The organism is Streptomyces sp. NBC_00582, assembly GCF_036345155.1.
In the GTDB taxonomy this organism is placed as follows: domain Bacteria; phylum Actinomycetota; class Actinomycetes; order Streptomycetales; family Streptomycetaceae; genus Streptomyces.
Genome location: NZ_CP107773.1, coordinates 134794 through 156118 on the forward strand (window position 1 = coordinate 134794; position 21325 = coordinate 156118).

The 21325-nt window shown below is 70.4% G+C and carries 22 protein-coding genes; 2 read left to right on the plus strand and 20 right to left on the minus strand.

The genetic code is table 11. From position 1 onward, the window contains the following. Window positions 1-25 precede the first annotated feature (25 nt). The 6 genes from OG852_RS49700 to OG852_RS49725 all read right to left on the minus strand — a co-directional run bounded on the left by OG852_RS49700 (window position 26) and on the right by OG852_RS49725 (window position 6578). Window positions 26-1183 (minus strand): bifunctional class I SAM-dependent methyltransferase/NUDIX hydrolase, encoded by a 1158-nt coding sequence (locus tag OG852_RS49700; protein ID WP_330351752.1) that lies wholly within the window; start codon window positions 1181-1183, stop codon window positions 26-28. Between the two features lie 32 nt (window positions 1184-1215). Next, window positions 1216-1788 (minus strand): class I SAM-dependent methyltransferase, encoded by a 573-nt coding sequence (locus OG852_RS49705; protein ID WP_330351753.1) that lies wholly within the window; start codon window positions 1786-1788, stop codon window positions 1216-1218. Window positions 1789-1797: 9 nt separating this feature from the next. After that, window positions 1798-3081, minus strand: coding sequence for an MFS transporter (locus tag OG852_RS49710; protein WP_330351754.1), 1284 nt, complete (start codon window positions 3079-3081; stop codon window positions 1798-1800). After that, window positions 3078-3551 (minus strand): NUDIX domain-containing protein, encoded by a 474-nt coding sequence (locus OG852_RS49715; RefSeq protein ID WP_330351755.1) that lies wholly within the window; start codon window positions 3549-3551, stop codon window positions 3078-3080. The genes OG852_RS49710 and OG852_RS49715 overlap by 4 nt, the downstream gene beginning before the upstream one ends. Then, window positions 3548-4432, minus strand: a complete 885-nt coding sequence (locus OG852_RS49720) for a phosphotransferase (protein ID WP_330351756.1) — start codon at window positions 4430-4432, stop codon at window positions 3548-3550. The genes OG852_RS49715 and OG852_RS49720 overlap by 4 nt, the downstream gene beginning before the upstream one ends. A gap of 205 nt (window positions 4433-4637) precedes the next feature. Continuing rightward, complete coding sequence (locus tag OG852_RS49725; RefSeq protein ID WP_330351757.1) at window positions 4638-6578, minus strand: ABC transporter ATP-binding protein; 1941 nt, start codon at window positions 6576-6578, stop codon at window positions 4638-4640. Window positions 6579-6945: 367 nt separating this feature from the next. Here OG852_RS49725 and OG852_RS49730 point away from each other — a divergent pair, with 367 nt between their 5' ends. Then, window positions 6946-7506, plus strand: coding sequence for an NUDIX hydrolase (locus OG852_RS49730; RefSeq protein WP_330351758.1), 561 nt, complete (start codon window positions 6946-6948; stop codon window positions 7504-7506). Window positions 7507-7595: 89 nt separating this feature from the next. Here the strand turns inward: OG852_RS49730 and OG852_RS49735 are convergent, their stop codons facing one another. The 13 genes from OG852_RS49735 to OG852_RS49795 all read right to left on the minus strand — a co-directional run bounded on the left by OG852_RS49735 (window position 7596) and on the right by OG852_RS49795 (window position 17954). Next, window positions 7596-8429 (minus strand): class I SAM-dependent methyltransferase, encoded by an 834-nt coding sequence (locus OG852_RS49735; protein ID WP_330351759.1) that lies wholly within the window; start codon window positions 8427-8429, stop codon window positions 7596-7598. Between the two features lie 132 nt (window positions 8430-8561). Further along, window positions 8562-9203: a mycothiol-dependent nitroreductase Rv2466c family protein gene (locus OG852_RS49740; RefSeq protein WP_330351760.1), complete on the minus strand. Its 642-nt coding sequence runs from the start codon at window positions 9201-9203 to the stop codon at window positions 8562-8564. A 57-nt stretch (window positions 9204-9260) separates the two neighbouring features. Beyond that, window positions 9261-9923, minus strand: a complete 663-nt coding sequence (locus OG852_RS49745) for a 3'-5' exonuclease (RefSeq protein ID WP_330351761.1) — start codon at window positions 9921-9923, stop codon at window positions 9261-9263. 94 nt (window positions 9924-10017) lie between these two features. Further along, the gene (locus tag OG852_RS49750) at window positions 10018-10983 is read right to left on the minus strand and encodes a phosphoribosylaminoimidazolesuccinocarboxamide synthase (protein WP_330351762.1); all 966 of its coding nucleotides are present in this window, start codon (window positions 10981-10983) and stop codon (window positions 10018-10020) included. A 31-nt stretch (window positions 10984-11014) separates the two neighbouring features. Then, the gene (locus OG852_RS49755) at window positions 11015-11797 is read right to left on the minus strand and encodes an HAD family hydrolase (RefSeq protein ID WP_330351763.1); all 783 of its coding nucleotides are present in this window, start codon (window positions 11795-11797) and stop codon (window positions 11015-11017) included. Beyond that, on the minus strand, window positions 11794-12564 hold the full coding sequence (locus tag OG852_RS49760) for a thymidylate kinase (RefSeq protein WP_330351764.1): 771 nt from the start codon (window positions 12562-12564) through the stop codon (window positions 11794-11796). Before OG852_RS49760 ends, OG852_RS49755 begins: the two co-directional genes overlap by 4 nt. A gap of 85 nt (window positions 12565-12649) precedes the next feature. Then, a complete protein-coding gene (locus tag OG852_RS49765) occupies window positions 12650-13756 on the minus strand; it encodes a DegT/DnrJ/EryC1/StrS family aminotransferase (protein WP_330351765.1) in 1107 nt (368 codons plus the stop codon). After that, entirely contained in the window at window positions 13753-14790 is a 1038-nt protein-coding gene (locus OG852_RS49770) for a radical SAM protein (RefSeq protein ID WP_330351766.1), read from the minus strand. Before OG852_RS49770 ends, OG852_RS49765 begins: the two co-directional genes overlap by 4 nt. Continuing rightward, window positions 14780-15556, minus strand: a complete 777-nt coding sequence (locus tag OG852_RS49775) for a dTMP kinase (protein ID WP_330351767.1) — start codon at window positions 15554-15556, stop codon at window positions 14780-14782. The genes OG852_RS49770 and OG852_RS49775 overlap by 11 nt, the downstream gene beginning before the upstream one ends. After that, entirely contained in the window at window positions 15546-16073 is a 528-nt protein-coding gene (locus OG852_RS49780) for a phosphoribosyltransferase (protein WP_330351768.1), read from the minus strand. Before OG852_RS49780 ends, OG852_RS49775 begins: the two co-directional genes overlap by 11 nt. A 50-nt stretch (window positions 16074-16123) precedes the next feature. Further along, window positions 16124-16675 carry a GTP cyclohydrolase I gene (folE, locus tag OG852_RS49785; RefSeq protein ID WP_330351769.1) on the minus strand — a complete coding sequence of 184 codons (552 nt, stop codon included), beginning with the start codon at window positions 16673-16675 and terminating at the stop codon, window positions 16124-16126. Window positions 16676-16800: 125 nt separating this feature from the next. Beyond that, a complete protein-coding gene (locus tag OG852_RS49790; protein ID WP_330351770.1) occupies window positions 16801-17547 on the minus strand; it encodes a 7-carboxy-7-deazaguanine synthase QueE in 747 nt (248 codons plus the stop codon). After that, the gene (locus tag OG852_RS49795) at window positions 17544-17954 is read right to left on the minus strand and encodes a 6-pyruvoyl trahydropterin synthase family protein (protein WP_330351771.1); all 411 of its coding nucleotides are present in this window, start codon (window positions 17952-17954) and stop codon (window positions 17544-17546) included. The genes OG852_RS49790 and OG852_RS49795 overlap by 4 nt, the downstream gene beginning before the upstream one ends. Before the next feature lie 443 nt (window positions 17955-18397). On the opposite strand from OG852_RS49795, the gene OG852_RS49800 reads away from it, so the two are divergent. Next, complete coding sequence (locus OG852_RS49800) at window positions 18398-19867, plus strand: peptide deformylase (RefSeq protein ID WP_330351772.1); 1470 nt, start codon at window positions 18398-18400, stop codon at window positions 19865-19867. A gap of 65 nt (window positions 19868-19932) precedes the next feature. Here OG852_RS49800 and OG852_RS49805 read toward each other — a convergent pair whose 3' ends face one another. Beyond that, window positions 19933-20943: an endonuclease/exonuclease/phosphatase family protein gene (locus OG852_RS49805; protein WP_330351773.1), complete on the minus strand. Its 1011-nt coding sequence runs from the start codon at window positions 20941-20943 to the stop codon at window positions 19933-19935. Window positions 20944-21325: the final 382 nt, after the last annotated feature.

The window sequence follows — 21325 nt, forward strand, 5'->3', positions numbered from 1 at the left end:
GTAGCGGGGAGTGGTTGGCGCTCGGCTACCGACAGGGGGAGGCGTACGGCTGGAAGTGGGCGGGCGGGTGATCGAGCGGGAGGGCGGGGTTCCAGGCGGTCAGGCACTGGGCGCTGGGCACGAACAGCGGCTGGGGCAGCGCGTCGAGGCGCCAAAACCGCCAGGATCCGATGGCCTCCTCTCGTTGCTGGGGAATGCCGGACCAGCGGGTGATCAGGACGGGCACCGTCAGTCGTACGACGTCGCCCACCCGGTCCAGGAGCGTGCCCAGCACCTGCACGTAGTCGGGCTCGGCCACGAGGTCGGCCTCCTCGCGGAGCTCGCGGACGGCGGCCTCTGCGAAGGTCTCGCCCGGTTCGACGGTTCCGCCGGCGAGCTCCCAGGTACGGCGCCGATGTTGGCCGAGCAGGACTCCGTCCGGGCCGTGCACGATCACACCGACTCCGAGGGCGGTGTTCGGCGGAGGAGGTGTGTTGGTGCGGGGGCGGCTCGGCACGCGTTCCGGACGGCGGGCCGTGTACAGCCGGTAGGAGACTGCGTTGTCCGCCGTCGGGGAGTCGATAGCCGTGACCGATTCCAGGGTGAGGCCGTGCTGGACCAGGAGGTCTTCCCACAGCTGCACGCTGAGGACCCACATGTTCACAGGGTGGTCTTGGGTTGTTCCGGGCAGTCGCAGGATCTCCAGGCGTGGGGTCACCTCGTTCGAGGGCCCGTTGCCGTCCGAGTTGGTGTGTAGCGCGGAGAAGACCAGGCGGCCGCCCGGTTTGAGGCCGTTGGCCAGGGCGGGCAGCAGCCGGTTGGGGTCCAGGTACGGCACGGAGCAGACGGAGTAGATCAGGTCGTACGGGTCGGCAGCGCGCAGGTGGGCCACTGCGTCGGCGCACACCAGGTGCAGGCCGGGGTGGTCCGGGTAGCGGGTGAGGGCGCGCTGGTGCTGGGCGGGTGAGGCGTCGACGGCGGTGACCTTGGCGCCCAGGGCGGCCAGGTTCGCGGCGTGCCGGCCGAGGCCGCTGCCGAGGTCGAGGACACGTAGTCCCGCCACCTCACCGAGGGCGTTGATGCCGGGGCCGGTCTGCGGGATTCCCCAGTCCCACCGGTCCAGTTCGGGCAGCTGAAGTCCTCTGGTGAGCTGGTGAGTGCCATAGGTGTTCCAGATGTCGAGGTTGTCCTTCTCGGTGGTCACCGAGTCCTCCATCGGTATGGGGTGAGTGGGGGTCAGGGATGCAGGGCGTAGCAGCGGAGCACGTCGAGGTCGGCGGTCTGGACGGTGGACCAGCCGGAAGTGAGGGTCTCGGTCTCGGCGGGGCTAATGCCGAGGCTGTGGAGGGGGTCGGTGTCCTCGCGGCGTCCGGCGATCTCGGTGACCACCCAGAACGTCCCGCCGGGGATGAGGAGGTGGCGGACGCGGTTGAGGAAGGCCGCCTTGTCGTCTATCCACCGGTAGACCAGGCGGCAGGTGATGACCGCGTACGCGGGCTCCGGCAGTGCCGTGAGGTCGCTGGTGATGATGTCGGCGCACCGCCACGCCGGTCCGGGGCCTTCGTCGTGTGCGGCGGCGAGTGCGACGGCGCTGGGAGAGATGTCGACGCCGGTGGTGCGGTATCCGAGCTCGTGGTGCAGGTGGCGGGCCAGGCTGCCGTCCCCGCAGCCGATATCAAGGGCGGGGCGTCCGCGGCCGGGGCCGAGGTAATTGCCCATCAGCCGGTTCTCGGGGATGTCGAGCTGCCGATAGCGACGACCTCCTGCCCAGAGCGGTTCCCAGTACGAGGCGGTCGAGGTCGTCGTCATGAGGCTCCTTCACGGGCGGGGGGGCACGGCGGTGCGCGCGGGCGGGGCAGGCATGTCCCGCAACGCACGGACAGGAGAGACGAGCAGAAGGATCACGGGGACGATCTGGAGGACCGCACCAACGACGAGGGTGCCGCGGACCCCGAGGAAGAGGACCAGGGCGCCGGCGGCCGCGGCGGCGAGGGGCCGGGCTCCGGCGGTCACCGTGGTGCTCGCTGACTGCATGCGGCCCTGGAAGCGCGGCTCACACAGGATCTGCCTCAGGGACCTCTGGCTCGTCCCGGAGGCTGTGGCCCAGAACAGTTGAACGGCCAGCGTCCCGGCGAGCGCGATCTGCCAACGGAGTCCGGCTCCGGCGAGCAGGAGGGGGATCTGGGCCAGCGGGCTGACCGCGAACCCGATGATGATCGTCGGTCCGATGCCGAAGCGGGACGCGATGGGCGGGGCGAGGAGCGCCCCGGCCAGGCTGCCCGCGCCGCCGACGCCCATGATCACGCCGAACGCCGTCGGGGATACATGCAGGTCGACGAGGAGGTAGTACGCCCAGTACGTGTTCATGACCGCCAGGCCGAAGCTGAGCGTGGACAGGGCCGCGATCACTGTGCGGATCGTGGGCTGCCCAGCCACGTAGCGCAGGCCCTCACCGATGTCCCGCGAGAGGGTCCGGCGGCCTTCGGGCGGAGCGGCGACCAGCTCGGGGGTGCGGATGCGCCACACGAGAAGGGCGGAGACGAGGTAGGAGAGGACGTCGGCGAGGACGGAGCGGGCGGCGCCGATGGCGCCGACCAGCGCGGCGCCCGCGTTGCTGCCCGCGCTGTCGGCCACCGACGAGGCCGCGCCGAGCCTCGAGTTCGCGCGCTGCAGCAGGTGAGGTTCGACGAGGACGGGCAGGTAGCTGATGGCGGCCGCGTCGTGCACGATCTTGGCGATGCCGAGGACGACGGCGACCGCGTACAGCTGGCCGATGCCGAGCACTCCGGCGAAGGCGGCGGTCGGGATGGTCGCGAGACCCGCGGCGGCGGTGAGGTCCGCGGCGATCATCTGGGGGCGTTTGGCGTAGCGGTCCGAGAGCGCGCCGGCCGGGAGCGCCACGACGGCGTTCGGTAGTTGGCCGAGAAAGGCGAGCGCGGCGATCTGGGTCGTGGAGGCGTGGAGTTCCAGTACGGCCAGGGTGGGGAGGGCGACGGTGCTGACCGCGGATCCGGACAGGCTCGCGCACTCGCTGGCGACCAAGCGGCGCAGATCCGGGGAGGTGACCTTCGCCGCTTTGGCCGTGTGGGTGGAGGTTGTCACCCGGCCCCACCGTCCAGCAGTTCCGGGGCGATCCCGTTGGCGTAGAGCCGGCCGGTGGCGAAGTGGGTGAGGACCGCGTGGGTGAAGGGGTGGCAGTCGGGTGGCGGGGCGGCGGGGTCGACCCACACCAGCCCGGTGTGCGTGCCCGGCTCGCGGTTGTACGGGGTGCCCTCCCACTCCCGCGCCGTGAAGGCGGCGCCGATCACCCGCTCACCGTCTGCCGCGTGGAAGTGGAGCAGCTGGCAGAACTGCAGGCGGTCCGGGGTGATGTGGATGCCGACTTCCTCGGCGAGCTCGCGCGCCGCTCCCTCGTCGAGGAACTCGCCGTCTTCAAGGCATCCTCCGACGACCGTGAGCATCCCGGGGGAGTGCCATGACGTCGCCTGGTGCCGGACGGTCAGGATCCGGCCGTCGGCGGGACGCTGGAGCAGGACCATGACGTTCCCGATGCTCCGGTGTACGGCGCTCACGGCCGGTCCTCCTTCATGAGCCGGTCCAGGGTCCGCCGACCGCGGGCGGTGACCTCGGCGTCGCCGTTGTCCGGGCCCCAGGCCAGGCAGTTGACCGCGTCCAGCGCGGTCAGGCAGCGCAGCGCGTGCCGCTCGGCGTCGGACAGCTCCCGCCCGTAGGACCGGAGGAACGCCTTCTCGCGGTCCGGATGGTCGGCCCACTGGGTGGTGGCGAGGATGACGAAGTCCTGGACGCGGGCGGCCGGCCGGGACCGTTCGAAGTCGACGAGGGCGAGCCCGTGCTTGGACCACAGCCAGTTCCTCGGCTGGTTGTCGCCGTGGATGTAGCCGACGGGCACCGGGCCGGCGCGGCGAAGACGGGCAGCGTGGTCCCGGATCAGCTGCCGCTCGTCCTGGTTGAGCCGGTCCCCGGCGCGAGCCAGGTACTTCTCCGCTCCGTCAGCGGCGGCGGACAACGAGGCTTCGGCCTCCACCCGGTCGCCGCGGTCGAGTTCTCCCGCCTCGTGGAGCCGGGCGCAGAGCGCTCCGGCCTGCTGGTGCACGGTCCGCCACTCGACGGCGCCCAAGCCGAGTTCCTTCGCCGGGGCGCCGGGGGCCGCGGTGAGCAGCAGGGCCAGGTCCTGGGCGCGGCTGTCGATGAGGTGGGGCGCCCGGGTGTGTCCGAGGGCGGGGACGATGTGGCGGTATGCCCGGCTCTCACGGGTGAAGAACTTCACCGAGGGCGAGACCTTCAGGTAGCGGTGCACCCCGCGTTCGCCCTCCAGGGCCCACACACGGGAGCGGTCCCAGTCGTGCGAGGCGTCGCGGACGGACACGACGGGGCCGATCTGCTGTTCCGCCCAGCGCTGCAGGGCCTCGGGCAGCGGCTTCGTCGGGCTCATCCGGCAGACCTCGCGCCCGGGCGCGGGACGGCGGAGCGGCAGGGCCTACCGCCATCAGGTTCGGTGCGGTCGGGAAACACGGTTCCTCCCGGGGGTGTGGGTCGAGTTGGTCGTTGGGGAGCCGCATCGGCCTGCCATGTCGGCGGATCGACAAACCCCGGCCGTTGCCGGGCGGCCGGGGTTGGCTCAGGACTGTGGCGGGGGCTCAGGTGGGACCGGGCGCACCGCCGGTGCGCTGCTCCAGTTCCCACAGGGTCCGAAAGAGCCCGGGTTCGCGGGTGAGCTGCGCGTACGTTCCCTCCTGGACGAGGCGGCCCTGGTCGAGGACGACGATCCGGTCGGCCACGGCGACATTGGCGAGCCGGTGCGTGATCAGAAGGATGGCCCGGTCCTTGGCCAGATCCCGCAGGCCGGTGAAAACATGGTGCTCTGCCCGGGCGTCGAGGGCGGCCGTGGGCTCATCCATCACCAGCAGTTCGGCCTTCCGGTGAAATGCCCTGGTCAGGATGACGCGTTGCCACTGCCCGCCGGACAGCTGGTGGCCGCCGAACCATTCGGAGGTCAGGAGGGTGTCGAGGCCGGAACGGAGGGCGGGCAGCATGCCTGCGGCTCCGGACGCCTCGCAGGCCGCCATGAGCGCGGCGTCGCTGGTGTCGCCCTGCCCGAGGGTGACGTTGTCGCGGAGGGTCAGCGGCAGGTAGGTGAACCGCTGCGGTGCTACCGCTACGTGCTTCCACGCCTCCCACGGCTCCAGCCGCGCGGTGGTCGTGTGGTCCCAGGCCACTTCCCCGGAGGTCGGCAGCAGCAGCCCGCAGATCAGCCGGGACAGCGTGGTCTTCCCCGACCCGTTCTCCCCGACCAGCGCCACGATCTCCCCGCGCCGTACTTTCAGCGACACCCCGGCCAGGCTGTCCTTGTCCGCGCCGTCGTACCGGTAGGTGACGTCGCGGACCTCGAAGCGTTCCGGCGGCGCCGGCAGTACCTCGGAGCCACGCGAGGCCACCATCGCCTGCCCGTGCGCGTTGTCGATGAAGTTCTGCCAGTCCTGCACATACCAGCCGGTGCGCACCAGCCGGGCCCCGCCGTTGATGATGCCCCGCACCGAGCCGGTCGCCGTCTGCAAGGCGAAGACCGCGCCGCCGCCCGCCGCCAGGTCCATCCGGCCGGAGACCAGGAGCCACAGCAGGGTCGCCCAGACCGCCGCCGAGGCGACGCCACCGGCCGCCGCGCCGGCCAGGCCCATCCAGGCCCCGGTGTTCGCGGCCTTGCGCTCGGAGACGTTGACGGAGGCGGCCAGGCGCCGATAGCGGCCGAGGAGGAACGGACCGGCCAGGCAGGCCCGCATCTCCTCGCTGGACTCCATGTAGGACATGTGCCAGCGCAGCTTGTGCAGCATCCGTCGGCGCCCCGACGTCTCCAGGCCCGCGAGATACACCACGCGGGCCGCGCGCACGTACGCGGCGGCCTGCGGCAGGCACGCCAGGAGAAGCAGCGGCAGAAGAAGGGGATGGATCACGGCGAGGACGGTCGCGCCAGCGGCGAGGGTCGCCGTGGCGGCCAGCACGTCCTGGGCTTCCTCCACGAGGTCGGGGGTGACCTGGGCACCGCGGTCGGCGATGTCGTACTGGTCGTTGTACCCCGGCTTGTTGTTCGCCGCGGCCTCCGCGCCGAGAGCTGCCTCGACCATGCTGACTTCCGCGGCCCGGGCGAGCACCGGCCGCAGCCGCCCGGTCAGCCAGGTCACCGTGACCCCCAGAAGGGCGCGCAGCCCGGCAGCCACGGCGATGACGGCCAGCTGCGGAGCCGCCTCCCGCAGCCGCTCGGTGATGTCGCCCGAGGAGATCAGCGCGGTGAGGGTCCCAGTCACGGCGAACAGGCCCAGCGCGGCCAGCACCCCGGTGCCGATCTGGCACGCGAGCAGCCCGGCCGTCGCGCCCCGGTCCACCTGCCACGCCATCCGCAACGACCTGCGCACCAGCACGGGCAAGCGGCGCGCCATCGTGGTCGTCGTCATCTGTGCGCCGGCTTGGAGCCGGGACTCGTCCCGGTACTGGAACTCCTCCTCCTGCGCCGCGCCCCCGCTGTCCGGTGGATTCCCCTCCGCTTCGTCCGTGCTCGGCTGCGCGGCTGTGCTGCCCGAGGTCAAGTCGATCCCCCTGTCGGTCGGTCACGGTTGGTTCGCGAGGCTCAACGACGCAGCCGGGATATCGAACACACGTTTTTCGGTCGGCCCTGAAGTCCCGGGATAGAGCGTTCGAGGAACCGTGGAAACTGCACCGACCCAGCTCCCGCAACGGCACTGCCACCAAGGGCGGTTGGCCGAATCGCCGAGGTTCCCAAACGCCGCACGCCAGCGGGCGCGTGGTGCGTATGGGGCCCGGCGGACTTGTAGAGTGCGGAACTTCCGGTACGCCACGACCCTTGTGGAGCTGACTGTGTACGTGCTTGGTGGCCGCCTTCGAGCAGTTGATCTCGGCGGAACCCTCCTCGGGCCGAGCGGAGGGCGATGACCTGTGGCGATCACTGATTCCGATATCGCGGGAGTGCTCACCGCCTACCTTGAGCGCTACCCGCAGGAGGCCGGACAACTGGCCGAGCCGCGGCGGCTCCTGGCCGAAGGCCGTGGGTTCGCCTCGCGGCGGACCTTCCCGATGCACGTCACCGCCGGCGCGCTGCTGGTCCGGGACGACGCCGAGGTCCTTCTGATCGAACACCTCGCGTACGGGATCACTTTGCAGCCAGGCGGCCATCTTGAGCCGACCGATAAGACACTGGTCGGCGCGGCGCTGCGGGAACTGTCCGAGGAGACCGGCATCGACCCCGACCAGGTCGCCTCCGTCTCGGCGCACCCCGCCTACATCGAGTTCGGCCGGGTGCCGGCCAGGCCCGCAAAGGGCGAACCGGACCACTACCACCTGGATTTCGGCTATGTCTTCACGACGGCCGACGCCGAGGTCGGGCGTATCCAGGAGTCCGAGGTGACCGGGGCCGCCTGGTACCCGCTGGATCTGGCGGAGCGCCTCGTCGGGCCCCGGATCGCGCGGGCGGTCACCACATCGACCGGAATCAGGTAACCCCTCCGCCTCCGGAAGCTCTCGTGGCGGTCGGCTGACGGGCAGGGAACATGCCGTCGTAGAAGACGCCGGGGTAAGCGCGTTCGGCGTCATGCCTCTTCCGGGAGCTTGGCGACGATCACGAGCCAGCTCGTCACTGTGACGTCGTCTGGCTTGGTCTGGGCGGTGGCCTCGGCGAGGATCGCCATCTTCTGCTCGTAGGTGAGGGCGCCCTCGGGGTGGGCGAAGACGGGAATGGACAGCCAGGCCGCCCTCTCAGCGGTGGTGGTGTGCTGGCCGGTGACCTCCGCGGCGACGACGTGCAGCCCGGCATCGGCCAGCAGCCCGGTGATCACGGGGAGCGTGAGCTTCGGAGGGGCGGCGGCCGTCGGCGGGATGATGCCGTAGTCCCGGGTGGCGATCTGCTCGATCAGGGCGCTGAGGGAGGGCCCTGCCGGCGGGGGCAGCGCGTCGGGGTGGGTGACCCCGGCGAAGGCGCCGCCGATGTTGAAGACGAACCGGCCTCCGGGCCGCAGTACACGGCGCACCGCGGTGACCACGGCGGCGACGTCGGTCTTCCACACCGCCGAGTTGCACGCGACGGCATCGACGCTGCTTGCCGGGATATGGTCGGCCAGGTCCTCGGCGGGTGCGTTGACCCAGGTCAGCCGGGGGTCGCTCAAGAGACGGCGGCCGATGCTCTGCATGGCGGCGGAGCTGTCGAAGGAGACGACGGTGGAGTTGGGCGGCGCCAGGGCGAGGATCGCCTCGGCCGTCGTACCGGTGCCGCCGCACAGGTCGACGATCACACGGCTGCGGGTGAGGCCGGCTCGCGCGGCCAGATCGCGGCTGGAGGCGCTGTACATGGGGTAGGCCCGGGTGAAGGCGGCGTAGGCCTCGGCGGTGATGTCGTCGTCCCAGCCGGTGAGGGCGTCGTACTCCAACGGGTTCCTCGTTCTCGTGGTCGGGTGCCGCACGTGGCGGGCGTGGAGGTGATCTGGATCCGCTCGAACCGAACCGGCGGTGCGGGGCTGGGTGTTCTACGTGTCCTTGGAGGCGGTCGGGTCGCGGTGGGCTCAGTCGAAGGACGGCTTGACGTTGCGGCTCCGCTTGAGCTCGAAGAAGCCGTCCGTCGCCGCGACCAACACCAGGCCGTCCCAGAGTTGTCCGGCGGCTTCGCCGCGGGGGGCCGGAGTGATGACGGGACCGAACAGGGTCGTGCCGGCGATCCGCAGGACGGGGGTCCCGACGTCGAGGCCGACCTCGTCGAACGCCTCGTGGTGCGAGTCCTTGATGCGCTGGTCGAACTCCGTGCTGGAGGCCGCCGCGGCCAGCGAGGCCGGCAGCCCAGCCTCCGCCAGGGCTTCGGTGATGACGGTGGGGTCCTCGCGGCGCCGCTGGTTGTGCAGCCGGGTGCCGATGGCCGTGTACAGCGGCCCCAGCACGGGGCGGCCGGCGTGTTCGGCGGCGGCGGCGCAGACCCGCACCGACCCCCAGGCCGTGTTCATCAGCTCCCGGTAGTCCTCGCTGAGGCCTTTGCCGCCCCGCTGGTCGAGGTTGAGGTAGGCGAGCGACATGATCCGCCAGTCGGCGCGCACCGGCCGAACCTGCTCGACTTCCAGGAGCCAGCGGGAGGTGATCCAGGCCCAGGGGCACAGCGGATCGAACCAGAACGGGACCTGGACCTCGTCGCCGCGGCTCTCTTCGGTGATCGTCATGATGCGTACCGTCCAATCTGCGAGTGGCACTGCATGGCTCGTCCTCCGGCGGACGGGCTAGATGTCGAACAGCCCGCCCTGGACGGGCATGTTGCTCTTGGCGGTACGCCCCGCCACTTTCACCAGGGCGGCGAGGTCGGTGAGCTGCGCGGTGTCGTCCGCGGCACCAAGGAGGCGGAGGAACACCTGCGCGGTGACGTCGACGTCGGCGTAGGCCCGGTGGCGGGCAGCAGGCTGCGCGATGGCGAAGTGCGCCAGCAGGGTGTCGAGCTTGTAGTTCGCCAGGCCCGGGACCAGGTACTTGGCGAGGGGGATGGTGTCGAGGAAGTCGACACGGGACAGGGTCGGGCAGTGCTCGCGGGCGTTATGGATGACGTTCGCCTCGGTGGCGGCGTGCTGCGCCACCAGCAGGTACCGGCCGCCAGGGGTGAATCGCCGGTCCAGGAAACCCATGACGTGCGCCACGTCCGGGGCGCTGTCCAGTTCGGCCGCTGTCAGGCCGGTCTGGGCCGTGTCGGCCGGTGTCACCGGGGCGAACGCGGGCGGCCGGATGAGGGAGGTACTCCGGCCGGCCTCCGTCCACGCTCCGTCCGGGCAGCGCAGGGCGAGAGCGGCGACTTCGATGGGCTGCGCCGGGTAGCCCGTCGGCGTCGTCGTCTCGAAGTCGACGACCACGAACGTCGTTGCCCGGAAGTCGGGGTCGTCGGTCAAACTGCCCATGCGTCTGCCGTTCACGTCGGTTGGGTGGCACCGCTGGCGCGTGCCTTGCTCATCGAGGAGAGCACGCGCCGGCGCCTGCCAGGGTGGGTTCTGGTCAGTGCCCGATGACCCGGGCCACGGCCGTCGTGGCCGCCGGCAGTTCCGGCGCGTTCCAGAGGCGCTCGCCGGTCCAGGTCTCGCTCAGGGACCGGTACAGGTCGGACATCACCGGCAGGAACTCGCCCGGCAGTGGGGTGGGCGTGGGCCACCGGTGCCGGGGCACGCCTTCGGTGATCAGCCGGTTGACGGGGACTTCGAGCCCGTTGTCGACGTACCAGTTCCGCAGGACCTGCTTGCCGCAGTGCACGCCGTCGAAGAGCAGGCGGCTCTCGTCGGGCGTGCCGGGGCTGTCGGCGAGCACGAGGCCGCCGTCGGCTGCCACCACGAATTCGAGTTTGCCGTCGCAGTGCCGCAGGCCCACCGTGCGCGCGTGCTCGGTCAGCGCGCGGTTGACCGTGACGGTGGTGTCGAGCAGGGCTTGGAACAGGTCGTCGTCCAGGCCCGTGAGGCGTTGGGCTTCCGCCGTGTCGATGTACTGGTTGACGTCGTCCAGCATGGTCGCGAACTCGACGAGCGGGTCCTTCAGCTCCTCCCCGACCGCGGGGAGGGAGCTGAGTCCAGCCTGGGCTGGGGTGAGGGTGCCGGCTGCGAGACGGCGGTGGACGGAGCTGCCCTGCGGGAGTTCGGTGCGGACAAGGACCTGCACGGGGAGCAGGGTGTTGCGTACGTCGGGGGCCAGGGGCACGGCGTCCGGGGCGGGAAGGCGGGCGAGATCGAACTCAATGTGGTGGGGGGCGATGAACCGGCGGAAGTGGGTCCGCACGCCGGCCGCTTCCAGCAGGGCGAAGTTGAAGGCGGCCATGCGGGAGATGGCCTCGCCCTTGCCGGGGATCAGGTCCGGCATCCGGCCGTAGTGGAACACGGTGTAGGCGTCGGTGTACTCGAAGATCCCGACGCCCGCACTGGTTTCCGTGACAGGGGTGGCGACCTTCAGGTTCTTGGTCGAGTGGAGGACGGGCATCATGCTCCTCTGCTGCGACGGCCGGGAGCCGTCACCGGTCGGAATCGACGATGAACGGTGCGGGAACCGATGCGGGGCTACTGCGGGCCGCCACCTGCCCGAGAGCGCAGCCGCGCGGCATCGGTGCTCCGGCTCCTGACGGCAGGTCCGCGGTGTCTTCGCCGCGATCGCCGGTGGGGGCCAGGTGGACGTCGACCATCCTGAGCACGTGCATGCCGGCGGCGAGCGCGGAGGCGATGCCGTCCGGGGCGTCCTCCACGGCGAGGCAGCGCTCCGGTGGGACGCTTATGCGGCGGGCGGCCTCCAGGAACAGGTCGGGGGCGGGCTTGCCGCGCGCGGCGTCCTCCCGGGTGACAACGGCTTCGAACTGGAGGCTCAGGCCCAGGGCCTCGATCCCGGGATGGACGAGGATGCGGCTGGCCGCCGACGCCACGGCACAGGGCAGCCCGGCTTCGCGCGCCGCGTGCAGGAGCGCGACGCTGCACGCGATGGGAGCGATGGTGTGCATGTGGGCCAGGAGGTGGGCGCGGCTGCGTCGGATGATCTCGTCGTGGGGCAGATGTCGTGCTCCTGGCAGCGCGGCGAGCAGGTCGTGGATGGACAGGCCGAAGCGTTGGCGGTACCAGTCCGTGTCCAGGTCGAGCCCGTACGGCTGGAGTGCCGCCCGCAGCGACTGCTCCTGGTTGGCCGTCGTGTCGGCGAGGGTTCCATCGAAGTCGAAGATCACGGCCAGGACGCCGTCGGGGATGGCTGGCGAGCAGCTAGCGCCGAGGGCGGGGCTCGGGCTGACCGGTGGGAGGGCCGTCTCGTTCATGCCGGCACCTTTTCCACGCGCTGTCCGCAGCACATGCACGGCGACCCTTCGCCCGCCCACGGCTCACGCAGGCAGTCCAGGCCGGGCCTGGTGCCGCCGATCCAGTCCCGGATCTGCGCGGCGGCCTCGTACTCGTCGATGACGCGCCGGTCGATGACGCGGTAGCGGGCCGGATCGGTGGCTGCGACCCGCTCGAACAGCGCGCACGCCTGACGCATGAACGTGGCCTGTTCGGTTGTGAAGACCCGCCGGTCGCGACGCTGCGCGCGCACGAGGGCCTGGTCGGCGTCGTCGGTGACCAGGATCGTGAGATCGGGCAGCGGCCGGTAGAAGGAGGCGAGGTCGAGCAGGGCCAGGGCCGTCTCCAGGGCCTGGTCCGGGTGGTCGGGGTGTAGCAGCAGTGCCTGGCACACCGCCGTGGTGTCGACGCTGCGGCCTTCCACGACCGTGCGCCCGCTGGCCAGGTCGGGGAGCAGGGTGTCGAGGTCATGGCGCTTGATGGCCATCAGGAGGAGTGCCTCGGCCATGGGGGTGCCCCCGCGGAGGAACGGGTCGCCGGTGCTGGCCTCGCGCAGCGCCTGGAGCAGGGCTTCGCCCAGTCCGGGGCGTCCGTTCGCCCGCTGGGAGAACTCGTCCAGCATCAAAGGCTTCTCGTCGAGGGCCTCGACGGCGCGGTTGGTCAAGTAGGTCTTGCCGACCCCGTTGAGACCTTCGGCGGAGATCAGCGGGCCGCGGGTGCACGCGTGGTGTACCGGTGTGATCGTCACGGGCGGGAATCCTTTCGGAGACGAGGACAGGGCGCCGGAGCGGCTGTTGCGGACGGCTGGGGCGGTGCCGGCTCCCGGTCGGCGGTCACGGTGTCCACGCGGCGGCCGCCCGGGCGACGACGTCGGCGTAGTGGTCGAGGGAGGCCTGGGTGTCGCCCTCGGCAAGGACGACGGCGAGCATGTGGTCGAGGATCTCGGCCGTGCCGCGGCACGGCTGCTCCGGCCTGGGGAACGGGGGCCGGGTGTCGCAGGGCACGAGGCGGAAGCTGCCAGTGGAGTTCGGCACGCCCTGCTGCGCGAGATGTTCGGCGAATGCCCGGGGGCTGGTCAGGCCGATGTGCAGCAGCGGGGAGAAGCCGTTCCACTCCTCACCCGCGGCAGGAGCGAGGGCGGTGAGTCCGGGGACCCGCTCCAGGGCGTTCAGCAGGTATCGGGTCTGGGCGCGGCGCCGTTCGATCAGGTCAGGCAGGCGGCGGAGGTTGGCCAGGGCGAGGGCGGCCAGGGGTGCGGCGAGGCGGGAGTTGGTTGCCAGGCGGCTGAGCGGGGCCTCTCCCGGTGGGGCGGGCTGCCAGTGGCTGCGCAAGGCGCGCGCGTGCTCGGCGACCTGGCCGCTGGCCGTGGTGAGGAACCCGCCTTCGCCGCTCCACAGGATCTTGCCGTCCTTCATGCTGAAGCAGCCGACTGTGCCGACTGCGCCGGCCAGCCGTTCGTTCCGCGCGGTGCCGACGGCCTGGGCCGCGTCCTCAATGACCACGAGTCCGTGCTCGGACGCGAACGCTGCCAGCGCGCCGGGGTCTCCCATGCGGCCCCACAAGTGGACCGGAATGATCGCCCGCGTCCGCGCGGTGACCTTACGGCCCGCGTCCTCGTAGTCCAGGTCCAGGGTGGCCGGGTCGCTGTCGACGAACACCGGCGTGGCCCCGAGAGCGCGAAGGGGTGCCACGGTCATGATCACGGTCAGCGCCGGAACGAGGACCTCGTCACCCGCTCCGATCCCGCACGCGGACAAGGCGGCGTGCAGGGCAGCGGTGCCCGAGGACACGGCGACCGCGTGCGCGGCGCCGAGAGCGTGCGCGGCTTCATCCTCGAACAGCCGCAGATGGCCCGAGGCCGCCGGGTCGGGCATGGCCGACAGGCTGGCGGTCACCTCCCGGAGCAGCGGCGCCCTGTCGGGGGGCGGGGGAACGGTCATCGGCTGGCCTCCTTGTTGAGCAGGCGCGGCATGTCCAGGACCAGCGGCCACATGTTCACGCAGTCCCGGCTGAAGTGAGAGCAGTCCGTGCACGCGGGCCGCCCGTCGAACAGCGTCCGGGCGTCCGCCCCGGCGATCGTCCGCCGCCGCTCGGCGGGGGTCGCGGCGATCCGGCGATCGGACGGGCAGTCCCACAGCGAGCCGTCCGGCTGGACGAAGAACAGCTGCGCACCGCCGAAGCACTCCTGCACGCGCCCGCTGGCCTGGGTGGAGATCGCGGAGACGAAGCTCAGCATGGAACCTGGCGAGGGAACCTCCAGGCCCGCCGGGTTGGCCTGGAGGCGGGCGAGTTCCTGGGCCACGGCCACCGTGTCCTCGGGGGTGTGCGCGAGCTCGTCGAACAGCTTGTGATCGGGTGCCAGGGAGATCGGCTGCGGCACGAAGTAGTCCACGCCGAGCTCGGCGCCCAGCCGCGCCACCTGGCTGATCTCCTGCGGCGCCGGCCGCATCACCACGCTGTAGATCCCGACTCGCGGCGCCGGGCCGCAGCCGCGTGCCCGCAGCAGTGCCTGAATGCCGGCCACCACGTCGGCGTGGCCGAACTTCCCGGAGCGGGACGGCCGCAGGCGGTCGTTGGAGGCCGGGTCCACGCTGTCCAGGGACACCGACACCCCGTCCACTCGAAGCTCGACGAGCCGTTCAGCGATCCCCGGTCGGGTGAGGGGGATGCCGTTCGTGGCGATGACCACTTCGCATCCCGCGTCCTTGATGATCTCGATCAGGTCCAGGGCTGCGGGCCAGTCCAGCGGCTCGCCGCCGGCGATGACGACCCGCTCGACCGGGGACCCTTCCAGGGTCCGCGCGAACGCGGTGATCTCCTCCCGGCTCAGGTCGTTGCGGGAGATGTGCGACAGGATGCCGAGCTGGTCCGGCGGGCTGGCTTTGTGCTCCTCCACGGTGCCGAAGTAGCAGTACAGGCAGGCCACGGCGCAGCGGGAGCGCAGTCCCCAAAGGAGCGTGATGTCACGACGCATGGATGGCCTCCCGCCGCTGGATCAGGTCCTCCACGGTCGCCCGGAGTGCCTTCGCGCTCTCGTCCCTGCTGCCGCCGTTCACGTCCAGCACGGTGAACCGGTCGGGGTGGGCGCGGGCGAAGTCGCGGTAGAGGACCTCGGCCTGTTCGATCACCACGAGGTCCCGGCCGTCGAGCACCCGGCCGGTCCGGGCGGCGAACCGGCGGGTGGCGACCTCCCGGTCGCAGGTCAGCAGGACCGTCGCGTCGGGGGCCGGACGCCACGGGGCCATCGTCGCCAGGATGTGCTCCGCCAGTGCCTGAGGCTGTACGCCCGGGTGCTGGGCGGCCAGGATCACCGCCTGGTAGATGGCCGTGCTGTCGACACCCCGGTCTTCGAGGATCACCTCGATGCCGGTCAGGTCGCTCTCGCTCAGGCGCTCGTACTCGCGGACCTTCAGGGCGAGAAAGGCCAGGGTCTCGACGACGGGATGCCCCGTCCGGAGAAAGACGTCCCCCGTCGAGCGGAGAGCGGCGATCACCTGGCCCGGCAGCGTGTCGCCGTCCTGGTCCGTCAGTTCGCTCAGCCGCAGACACCGCGGGCCCAGGTCAGCCGCGACCGCACAGATCGCCTCGCTCTTGCCCACCCCGTTGAGACCCTCGACGCTCACCCACAGCGGGCGGACACGGCTGGCAGCGGCACGGGGGCCGGGGAGGGTGGGGCCCGTCGTACCCGGCTCCCTCCGATCCTCGGCGCTCCGGGCCGGGGGCTCCAGGTCAGCGCTCATGCTGCTCCTCCCAGGGGAAGACGACCCAGGTGTCCGCCAGTGAGGCGATGTAGTCGATGTCGTGGTGGGGGTCGGAGCTCGGCCTCCAGTTGGCCCGGTTCACGACGAAGACCGCGGTGCGTAGCCGGGCGGGGCCGAGGTCGTGGATCATCCGGGCCGTGTGGGCGAGGGTCACGCCACTGCCGGCAATGTCGTCGACGAGCAGCACGTCCAGGCCCGTGAGGTCGCCGAGCGACGCGGGGTTGCGGACGGTGGGGACCGTGCTCTTGGCGGCGTTGATGCCGTCGCTGGCGGTGCGGGTGACTTCGACGGTCCGCACGTCGCGGATCGCGAGCCGGTGGGCGAGCCACGCGGCCGGGATCATGCCGCCTCGGACGATACCTACCACCACCTGCGGGATCCCTGCGGCCGCCAACCGGTGCGCGAGGGTTGCCGTCGCGGTGGTGATGTCGTCCCACGTCAGGAACAGCGGGCCGGGCCGGTCAGCACGTAACGGTGAAGTCGACGACGCGGTCATCTGCTCTACCTCCTTGTCGGTCGACTCGCTTGCCGGGACCTGAGAGCGCGTCACTGGGCGGCGGCGAGGGTGAGGAACTGCTGAGAGAGCACCGGGTCGCTTTTGAACCGGCCGCCCACGTGCAGCGTGGTGGTGCGGGCAGCGTCCATTCGCACGCCCCGCATGCTCATGCACAGGTGCGTACCGCGTACGCGGACGGCGACCTCCTCGCGCCCGATCACGCCGGTGAGGTATTCGAAGGCCTGGCGGGTGAAGCGTTCCTGGACCTGGAGCCGGCCGGCGAACTGCTGTGCGATCCGCCCGAACTTGGACAAGCCCAGCACCTCGCCGTCCGGTACATATCCGGCGGTGACCTGCAGGCTCATGGGCAGCATGTGGTGCTCACACAGAGACCAGACGTTCATGCCGCCCACGATGACCAGTTGGCCGCTCAGCTGGGACTCGGTGAAGCAGGTGTCCACTGCGACGCCGTCGGGGGACAGGAACGCCTTCCACCAGGCCGCGACGCGGCCCGGGGTGCCGATCAGCCCGTCCCGGGTGGGGTCCTCGCCCAGCTCGACCAGGAGCTGGGCGATCAGGCCGGCGACGCGGTCGGTGTCCATGCCTGGCGCGGACCGGGAGGGTGCGGGTACCGCGGTACTCAGGGTCGCCTCAGGGCCGGTGACGGAGGTCGTCATGGGCTTCTCTCGCTTCCGGGGGCTGGGGAACGAAGGGGCAGGGCGGGAGATCAGCGGCCTCGCGCGTCCGCGAAGGCCATCACGTGCAGCCGGGTAGTGAAGTACCAGTGCCGGGCTGCGACCGCGTCCGCGAGGACCCGGGTCGTGGCGGTTATCGCATCCGCGGTGGTGCCCTCGGGCATCACCCACACCGGCGCCAGCCGGTGCGTGTCGGCCAGTTCGGCGATGTGGTCGAGGTCGGCCACCGAGGAGGCGACGAACTTGAACGCCGCCCGTCCGGACGCTGCGAACGCCTCCAGCGCGGCGGGCACCACGCTCTTGACCTCGTCGATGCCGAAACTGGCGATCTTGGGCGACACGTTGAAACGGACCCCGTCGACCACCAACTCGGGCACGGGTGGGAGGGTGCCGTTCGTCTCGAACTCCACCCGCTTCCCGGCGGCCAGTAGTCCCTGGATGAGAGGCACCAGACGTGCCTGCTGGAGGAGCGGCTCCCCACCGGTGATCACGACCAGCTCCACCGGCGAGGAGGTGGCCCAGGCCAGGAGGTCCCCCGCCGTCCGCTTCGTCGACTCCTTGCGCAGGTCGAACTGGGACCAGTCCCAGGTGTACTTCGTGTCGCACTTGGTGCAGGTGAGGTTGCACCGGGACAGGCGGATGAACAGGGCGGGGTGCCCGCCGCTCGGGCCCTCTCCCTGGAAGGTCGGCACCTCGACGCCGAAGCACTCCGCGACGATCAGCCGGAGTGCGGCTTCGCTTGCCGCCGGGGCGATGTCGATCGGCTCGGAGGTGGTCACTGCTCCTCCACATCGAAGCGGGCCCAGCTGCTCGCCGTCTCTCGGACGAGGACAGCGACAAGGCGGCCGTGGATCTTCGGCTGAAGGTTGTGGATGAACCAGCCGGCCAGGAACTGGGCCAGGCGCTCCGAGGTCGGCTCGAAGGGGAGAATCTCGTGCAGGTTGCGGTGGTCCAGGTCGGTGTCCAGGAACTCCTTGAACGGGGCCAGAGCGCCGAAGTCGGTGACGAAGCCGGGCTCTTCCAGCTGCGGCGCGGTCAGGATGACCTCGACCTCGTAACTGTGGCCGTGCTGGCGGGAGCACTTGTGCTCGGACGCCAGCCCGGGAAGGCGGTGGCCAGCCTCGAATCCGAACTTCTTGCCGATAGTGAAGGCTCCGGGCGGCAGCGGAACGGAACTGAGATCCATTAACTTCCTTCGGGAGTTGGGGACGAAGCGGCTCTGGCCGCCGGAGGAGTTCACACAGGGGTCGGCCATCGGGCCTGAGCCCTGGTGGGCCGTACGCTCGCACCCCGCACCAGCTCGCCGAGGTGACCGAGTGTCGAGCAACTGTGCGTGCATGAGCTCATGGCCCTCGCCGCTGTGTGACGCACCAATGGTTCGTGCGAAGGTTGCCAGCAGGACTCGCGCTGCAGATCCCGGATAGCGGCGAGGTGACGTGATGCGAGGCGTGCCCAGCGCTTCAAGTACCCAACCTCCAGCGGCAACGAGTGAAGGGCGCCCGCTGGCGCGCACCGATCACGACACAACGCCCGCCAGCTAGCACCATTGAGCTCTCGCCGGGCAGGATGAGGCGATGGTGAGGGCCACTCACTCACGAACTTGCCGAACTCCCAGAAGGGAAAGGCGCCTTGGAGAGCGATGAGCGCGGCACGTTCGCCGCCGAACTCACGCATTGGCGCACCGTTCGCAGTCTGACCAAGAAGGCGTTGGCTGCCCGGCTCAACGTCGATCCCTCGTACATCAGCCATCTCGAGGCAGGGCGCGAACACGGCAGTCCCGCCCTCGCCCGCCGGGTAGACACGGAACTTGACGCCGGCGGCGCCCTGTGGACGGCATGGCAGGGCACCGACGCTTCCCCGTCGGCGGCCGAACAGAGCGAGTCCACCACCAGCACGGGCCTGCTGGTCCTGGAGGACGACGCAGCCCTGGACTTCGACGGCAGCACCTTCCACCTGCGGATGCGCCGGCTGCTGCGAAACGACGGCACCGATCCCGTCAGCCGCTACCTCGTACGCATCGCCGTGGACCGCTACCCCGCAGAGCCGGAACGCTCCAACGCCCTGTACCGCCGCAACCCTCTGACCTGGGATGAACTCGGTCTTGAGGCTCACTGCGGCGACGAGCCGATGGAGTGGACCGTCAAACACGACCGGGACGCTGTCAAGGAACTCTGGTTGAAGTTCCAGAGCCCCACCCGCCGTTTCCCCCTCTATCCGGGCCAGGAAGCGGAGATCACCTACTCCTACAGCGTGAGCGCTGACAAATGGGGCCCCTGGTTCCAGCGAGCCGTCAGGCTTCCGACGCGTCGGCTCACCGTGGAACTCGCCTTCCCCTCCGCAACCGAGCCAGCCGTCTGGGGAACCGAGACATCCCTGAGTGCGGACCTCGCGCCGCTGCGGACCCAGCCTCAACGCACCACGCGAGGAGACCGGACCGTCTTCACCTGGGCGACTATGGATCCACCCCTGCATGCCCGGTACCGGCTGGAGTGGCGCCTCAAGGCGGTACCCGACACGAAAGAGATGGCCTCTGTGAGCACCCTCTCCGCGAGCCAGGCCATGGCGAACGCCGGCATCATCCAGGAGGGCGACCCTGTCCTCGTCACCCCAGCACGCCCGTTCGACTTGCCAGCCGAAGCAGACGAGGCCGAGCGCATCGTCGGTGAACTCCTTGGTGCCGTCGACCGGGTCCGGACATTGCACACGTTCGGCAAAGGAATGGGCATCGCCGCCCCCCAACTCGGCTACGACCGCTCCGCCGCGGTGGTCATCCCTCCGGATCCGGCCGCCCCCCCGGTCGTGCTGATCAACGCCATGATTGAGGAGGCCTCCGCCGACCAGGATGAGCAGTTCGAGGGCTGCCTCAGTTTCTTCGACGTCCGCGGTCGCGTTCCCCGTGCCCTCAGCATCGTTGTTGCGCACGACGACCTCGACGGCAGCACCCGGTTGTCCCGCTTCACCCACGGCATGGCCCGCCTCGTCGCCCACGAACTCGACCACATCGGCGGCGTCCTCTACCGGGAGCGCATGCGTCCCGGTGTCCTGCCAATCCCGGTCGAGGAATACCGAGGCACCGGCTCGCAGTGGCAGTACGGCTGAGCCGTGCACTGGCTGAGGCAGGTGCCCAGTCTGGCGGCGAAGAGGGCGCGCCACAGATACCTGGCTCACGCGGCCAGGTCCCACGGGTTCAGCGAGGGGAATTCGCGGAGGAGAGCCTGGACGAGTTTGCGGCGTGACAGGACGATGAGCACGATGTGGTGATCGCTGATGCCGTTCATGTCCAGCACGCGCACGTACTTGACGGCCTGGACCGACCGGCCATCCAGGTAGCCTCGGTCGATCCGGCTCAGGCCCCCTTGGCCGCGGGCGCTGCGGGCGAAGCCGGCCGTCGGGTCCAGTGCGTGGGGCTGGCCGCAGTGCATCGCGGCGAACCGGGCCGCGTCGTGCATGCCCGCGTCCATCATCAGTTCGTCGACTGCAGTCCGGCTCACCCACAAGCCGTCCGGCCCGTCCGACAGTTTGCGGGCCCGGTGACAGCGGTGCACGACATCCGTGACATCGGGGGAATTCCAGGAGATTCCCGGAGTCGGTTTCCAGGGGTCCTGGTTCCAGTCGCCGAAGAGCCACGTCGCGGCATGTGGGGAGTCAGGTTCATCGTCGTGGTGGGCCTTGACCTTGTCCACCATGGATGTGAGTTCGTACCCCTCGATCGTCTGTAGGAGCGGGTTGCAGTAGGGCGCGTGGTGGGACGCCGCGTTGATCGGCACGTGGGGCACCTCGGGCAAGCGCAGTACGGCGTGCGTGGGCGGCGTCCGGTACACCCGGGTGTAGTGACGCTGAGGATCCGGGTCGAGGATGAAGGAGCCCTTGCGTACGAACATGCCAGTCGAGTTGCGTCCTTGGCCCTTCTCGGCACGGAATCCGTGACTCTGCAGGACGTCTTGAGCCGCTTTGAATCTCCGGTTGGCGGACCGCTTCTCAGCCCAGGTGGCACCGGCTCGGGTCTGGGAGTAGGTGAACTCGGTTACGGCGACGAGGTCCGGGTCCAGAGGTGCCAAGATGCCCTCGTACGCCTGGTGCCACCGTTCGGGCAGGCGTCGGCGCTTGATGTTGGGGCCGCCGTCGTTCTTGAGGTTCATGATGATGAGGCGCATGTCGTCCGCGGCCTTCTGCACTCTGCCCTCCGTGTGGTGATGCGGAGCCCGGGATACCCACCGGAGTTCGAGATGGCCGCCGGAGTCCGCGGACCGCAGGCGAACGCCGCGTCTCGCACCAGTGCGGTGAGCGCACTCACGTGCTCCAAAAGGCTTTCGCACAGGTAAATCCGCTTGTCCGCGAGGACATCTCCCAGTACGAAGCGAGGTGCGTGCACTCACCGGGACCGCCCACGTTCGACCGCGGTCGAGAGCCCACTGTCCGCATTGGGACCGTAAGGCTCTCAAGCTGGTCCGCTGGGCGCGGCCGCCGATGGAGTTGCTGTACGCCTCGCTACCGAACCGAAGGTTGCCGCACTGGTGTCCGGGGAGCTCCACGGAGGGGTGGAGAGGTAGGTAGATG

Excerpts from the sequence above, each read along its gene's own strand:
- OG852_RS49705 (WP_330351753.1), bottom strand. The coding sequence starts at position 1,788 with ATGACGACGACCTCGACCGCCTCGTACTGGGAACCGCTCTGGGCAGGA.
- OG852_RS49720 (WP_330351756.1), bottom strand. The coding sequence starts at position 4,432 with ATGAGCCCGACGAAGCCGCTGCCCGAGGCCCTGCAGCGCTGGGCGGAA.
- OG852_RS49740 (WP_330351760.1), bottom strand. The coding sequence starts at position 9,203 with ATGACGATCACCGAAGAGAGCCGCGGCGACGAGGTCCAGGTCCCGTTC.
- OG852_RS49745 (WP_330351761.1), bottom strand. The coding sequence starts at position 9,923 with ATGGGCAGTTTGACCGACGACCCCGACTTCCGGGCAACGACGTTCGTG.
- OG852_RS49750 (WP_330351762.1), bottom strand. The coding sequence starts at position 10,983 with ATGCCCGTCCTCCACTCGACCAAGAACCTGAAGGTCGCCACCCCTGTC.
- OG852_RS49755 (WP_330351763.1), bottom strand. The coding sequence starts at position 11,797 with ATGAACGAGACGGCCCTCCCACCGGTCAGCCCGAGCCCCGCCCTCGGC.
- OG852_RS49765 (WP_330351765.1), bottom strand. The coding sequence starts at position 13,756 with ATGACCGTTCCCCCGCCCCCCGACAGGGCGCCGCTGCTCCGGGAGGTG.
- OG852_RS49770 (WP_330351766.1), bottom strand. The coding sequence starts at position 14,790 with ATGCGTCGTGACATCACGCTCCTTTGGGGACTGCGCTCCCGCTGCGCC.
- OG852_RS49775 (WP_330351767.1), bottom strand. The coding sequence starts at position 15,556 with ATGAGCGCTGACCTGGAGCCCCCGGCCCGGAGCGCCGAGGATCGGAGG.
- OG852_RS49780 (WP_330351768.1), bottom strand. The coding sequence starts at position 16,073 with ATGACCGCGTCGTCGACTTCACCGTTACGTGCTGACCGGCCCGGCCCG.
- folE (WP_330351769.1), bottom strand. The coding sequence starts at position 16,675 with ATGGACACCGACCGCGTCGCCGGCCTGATCGCCCAGCTCCTGGTCGAG.
- OG852_RS49795 (WP_330351771.1), bottom strand. The coding sequence starts at position 17,954 with ATGGATCTCAGTTCCGTTCCGCTGCCGCCCGGAGCCTTCACTATCGGC.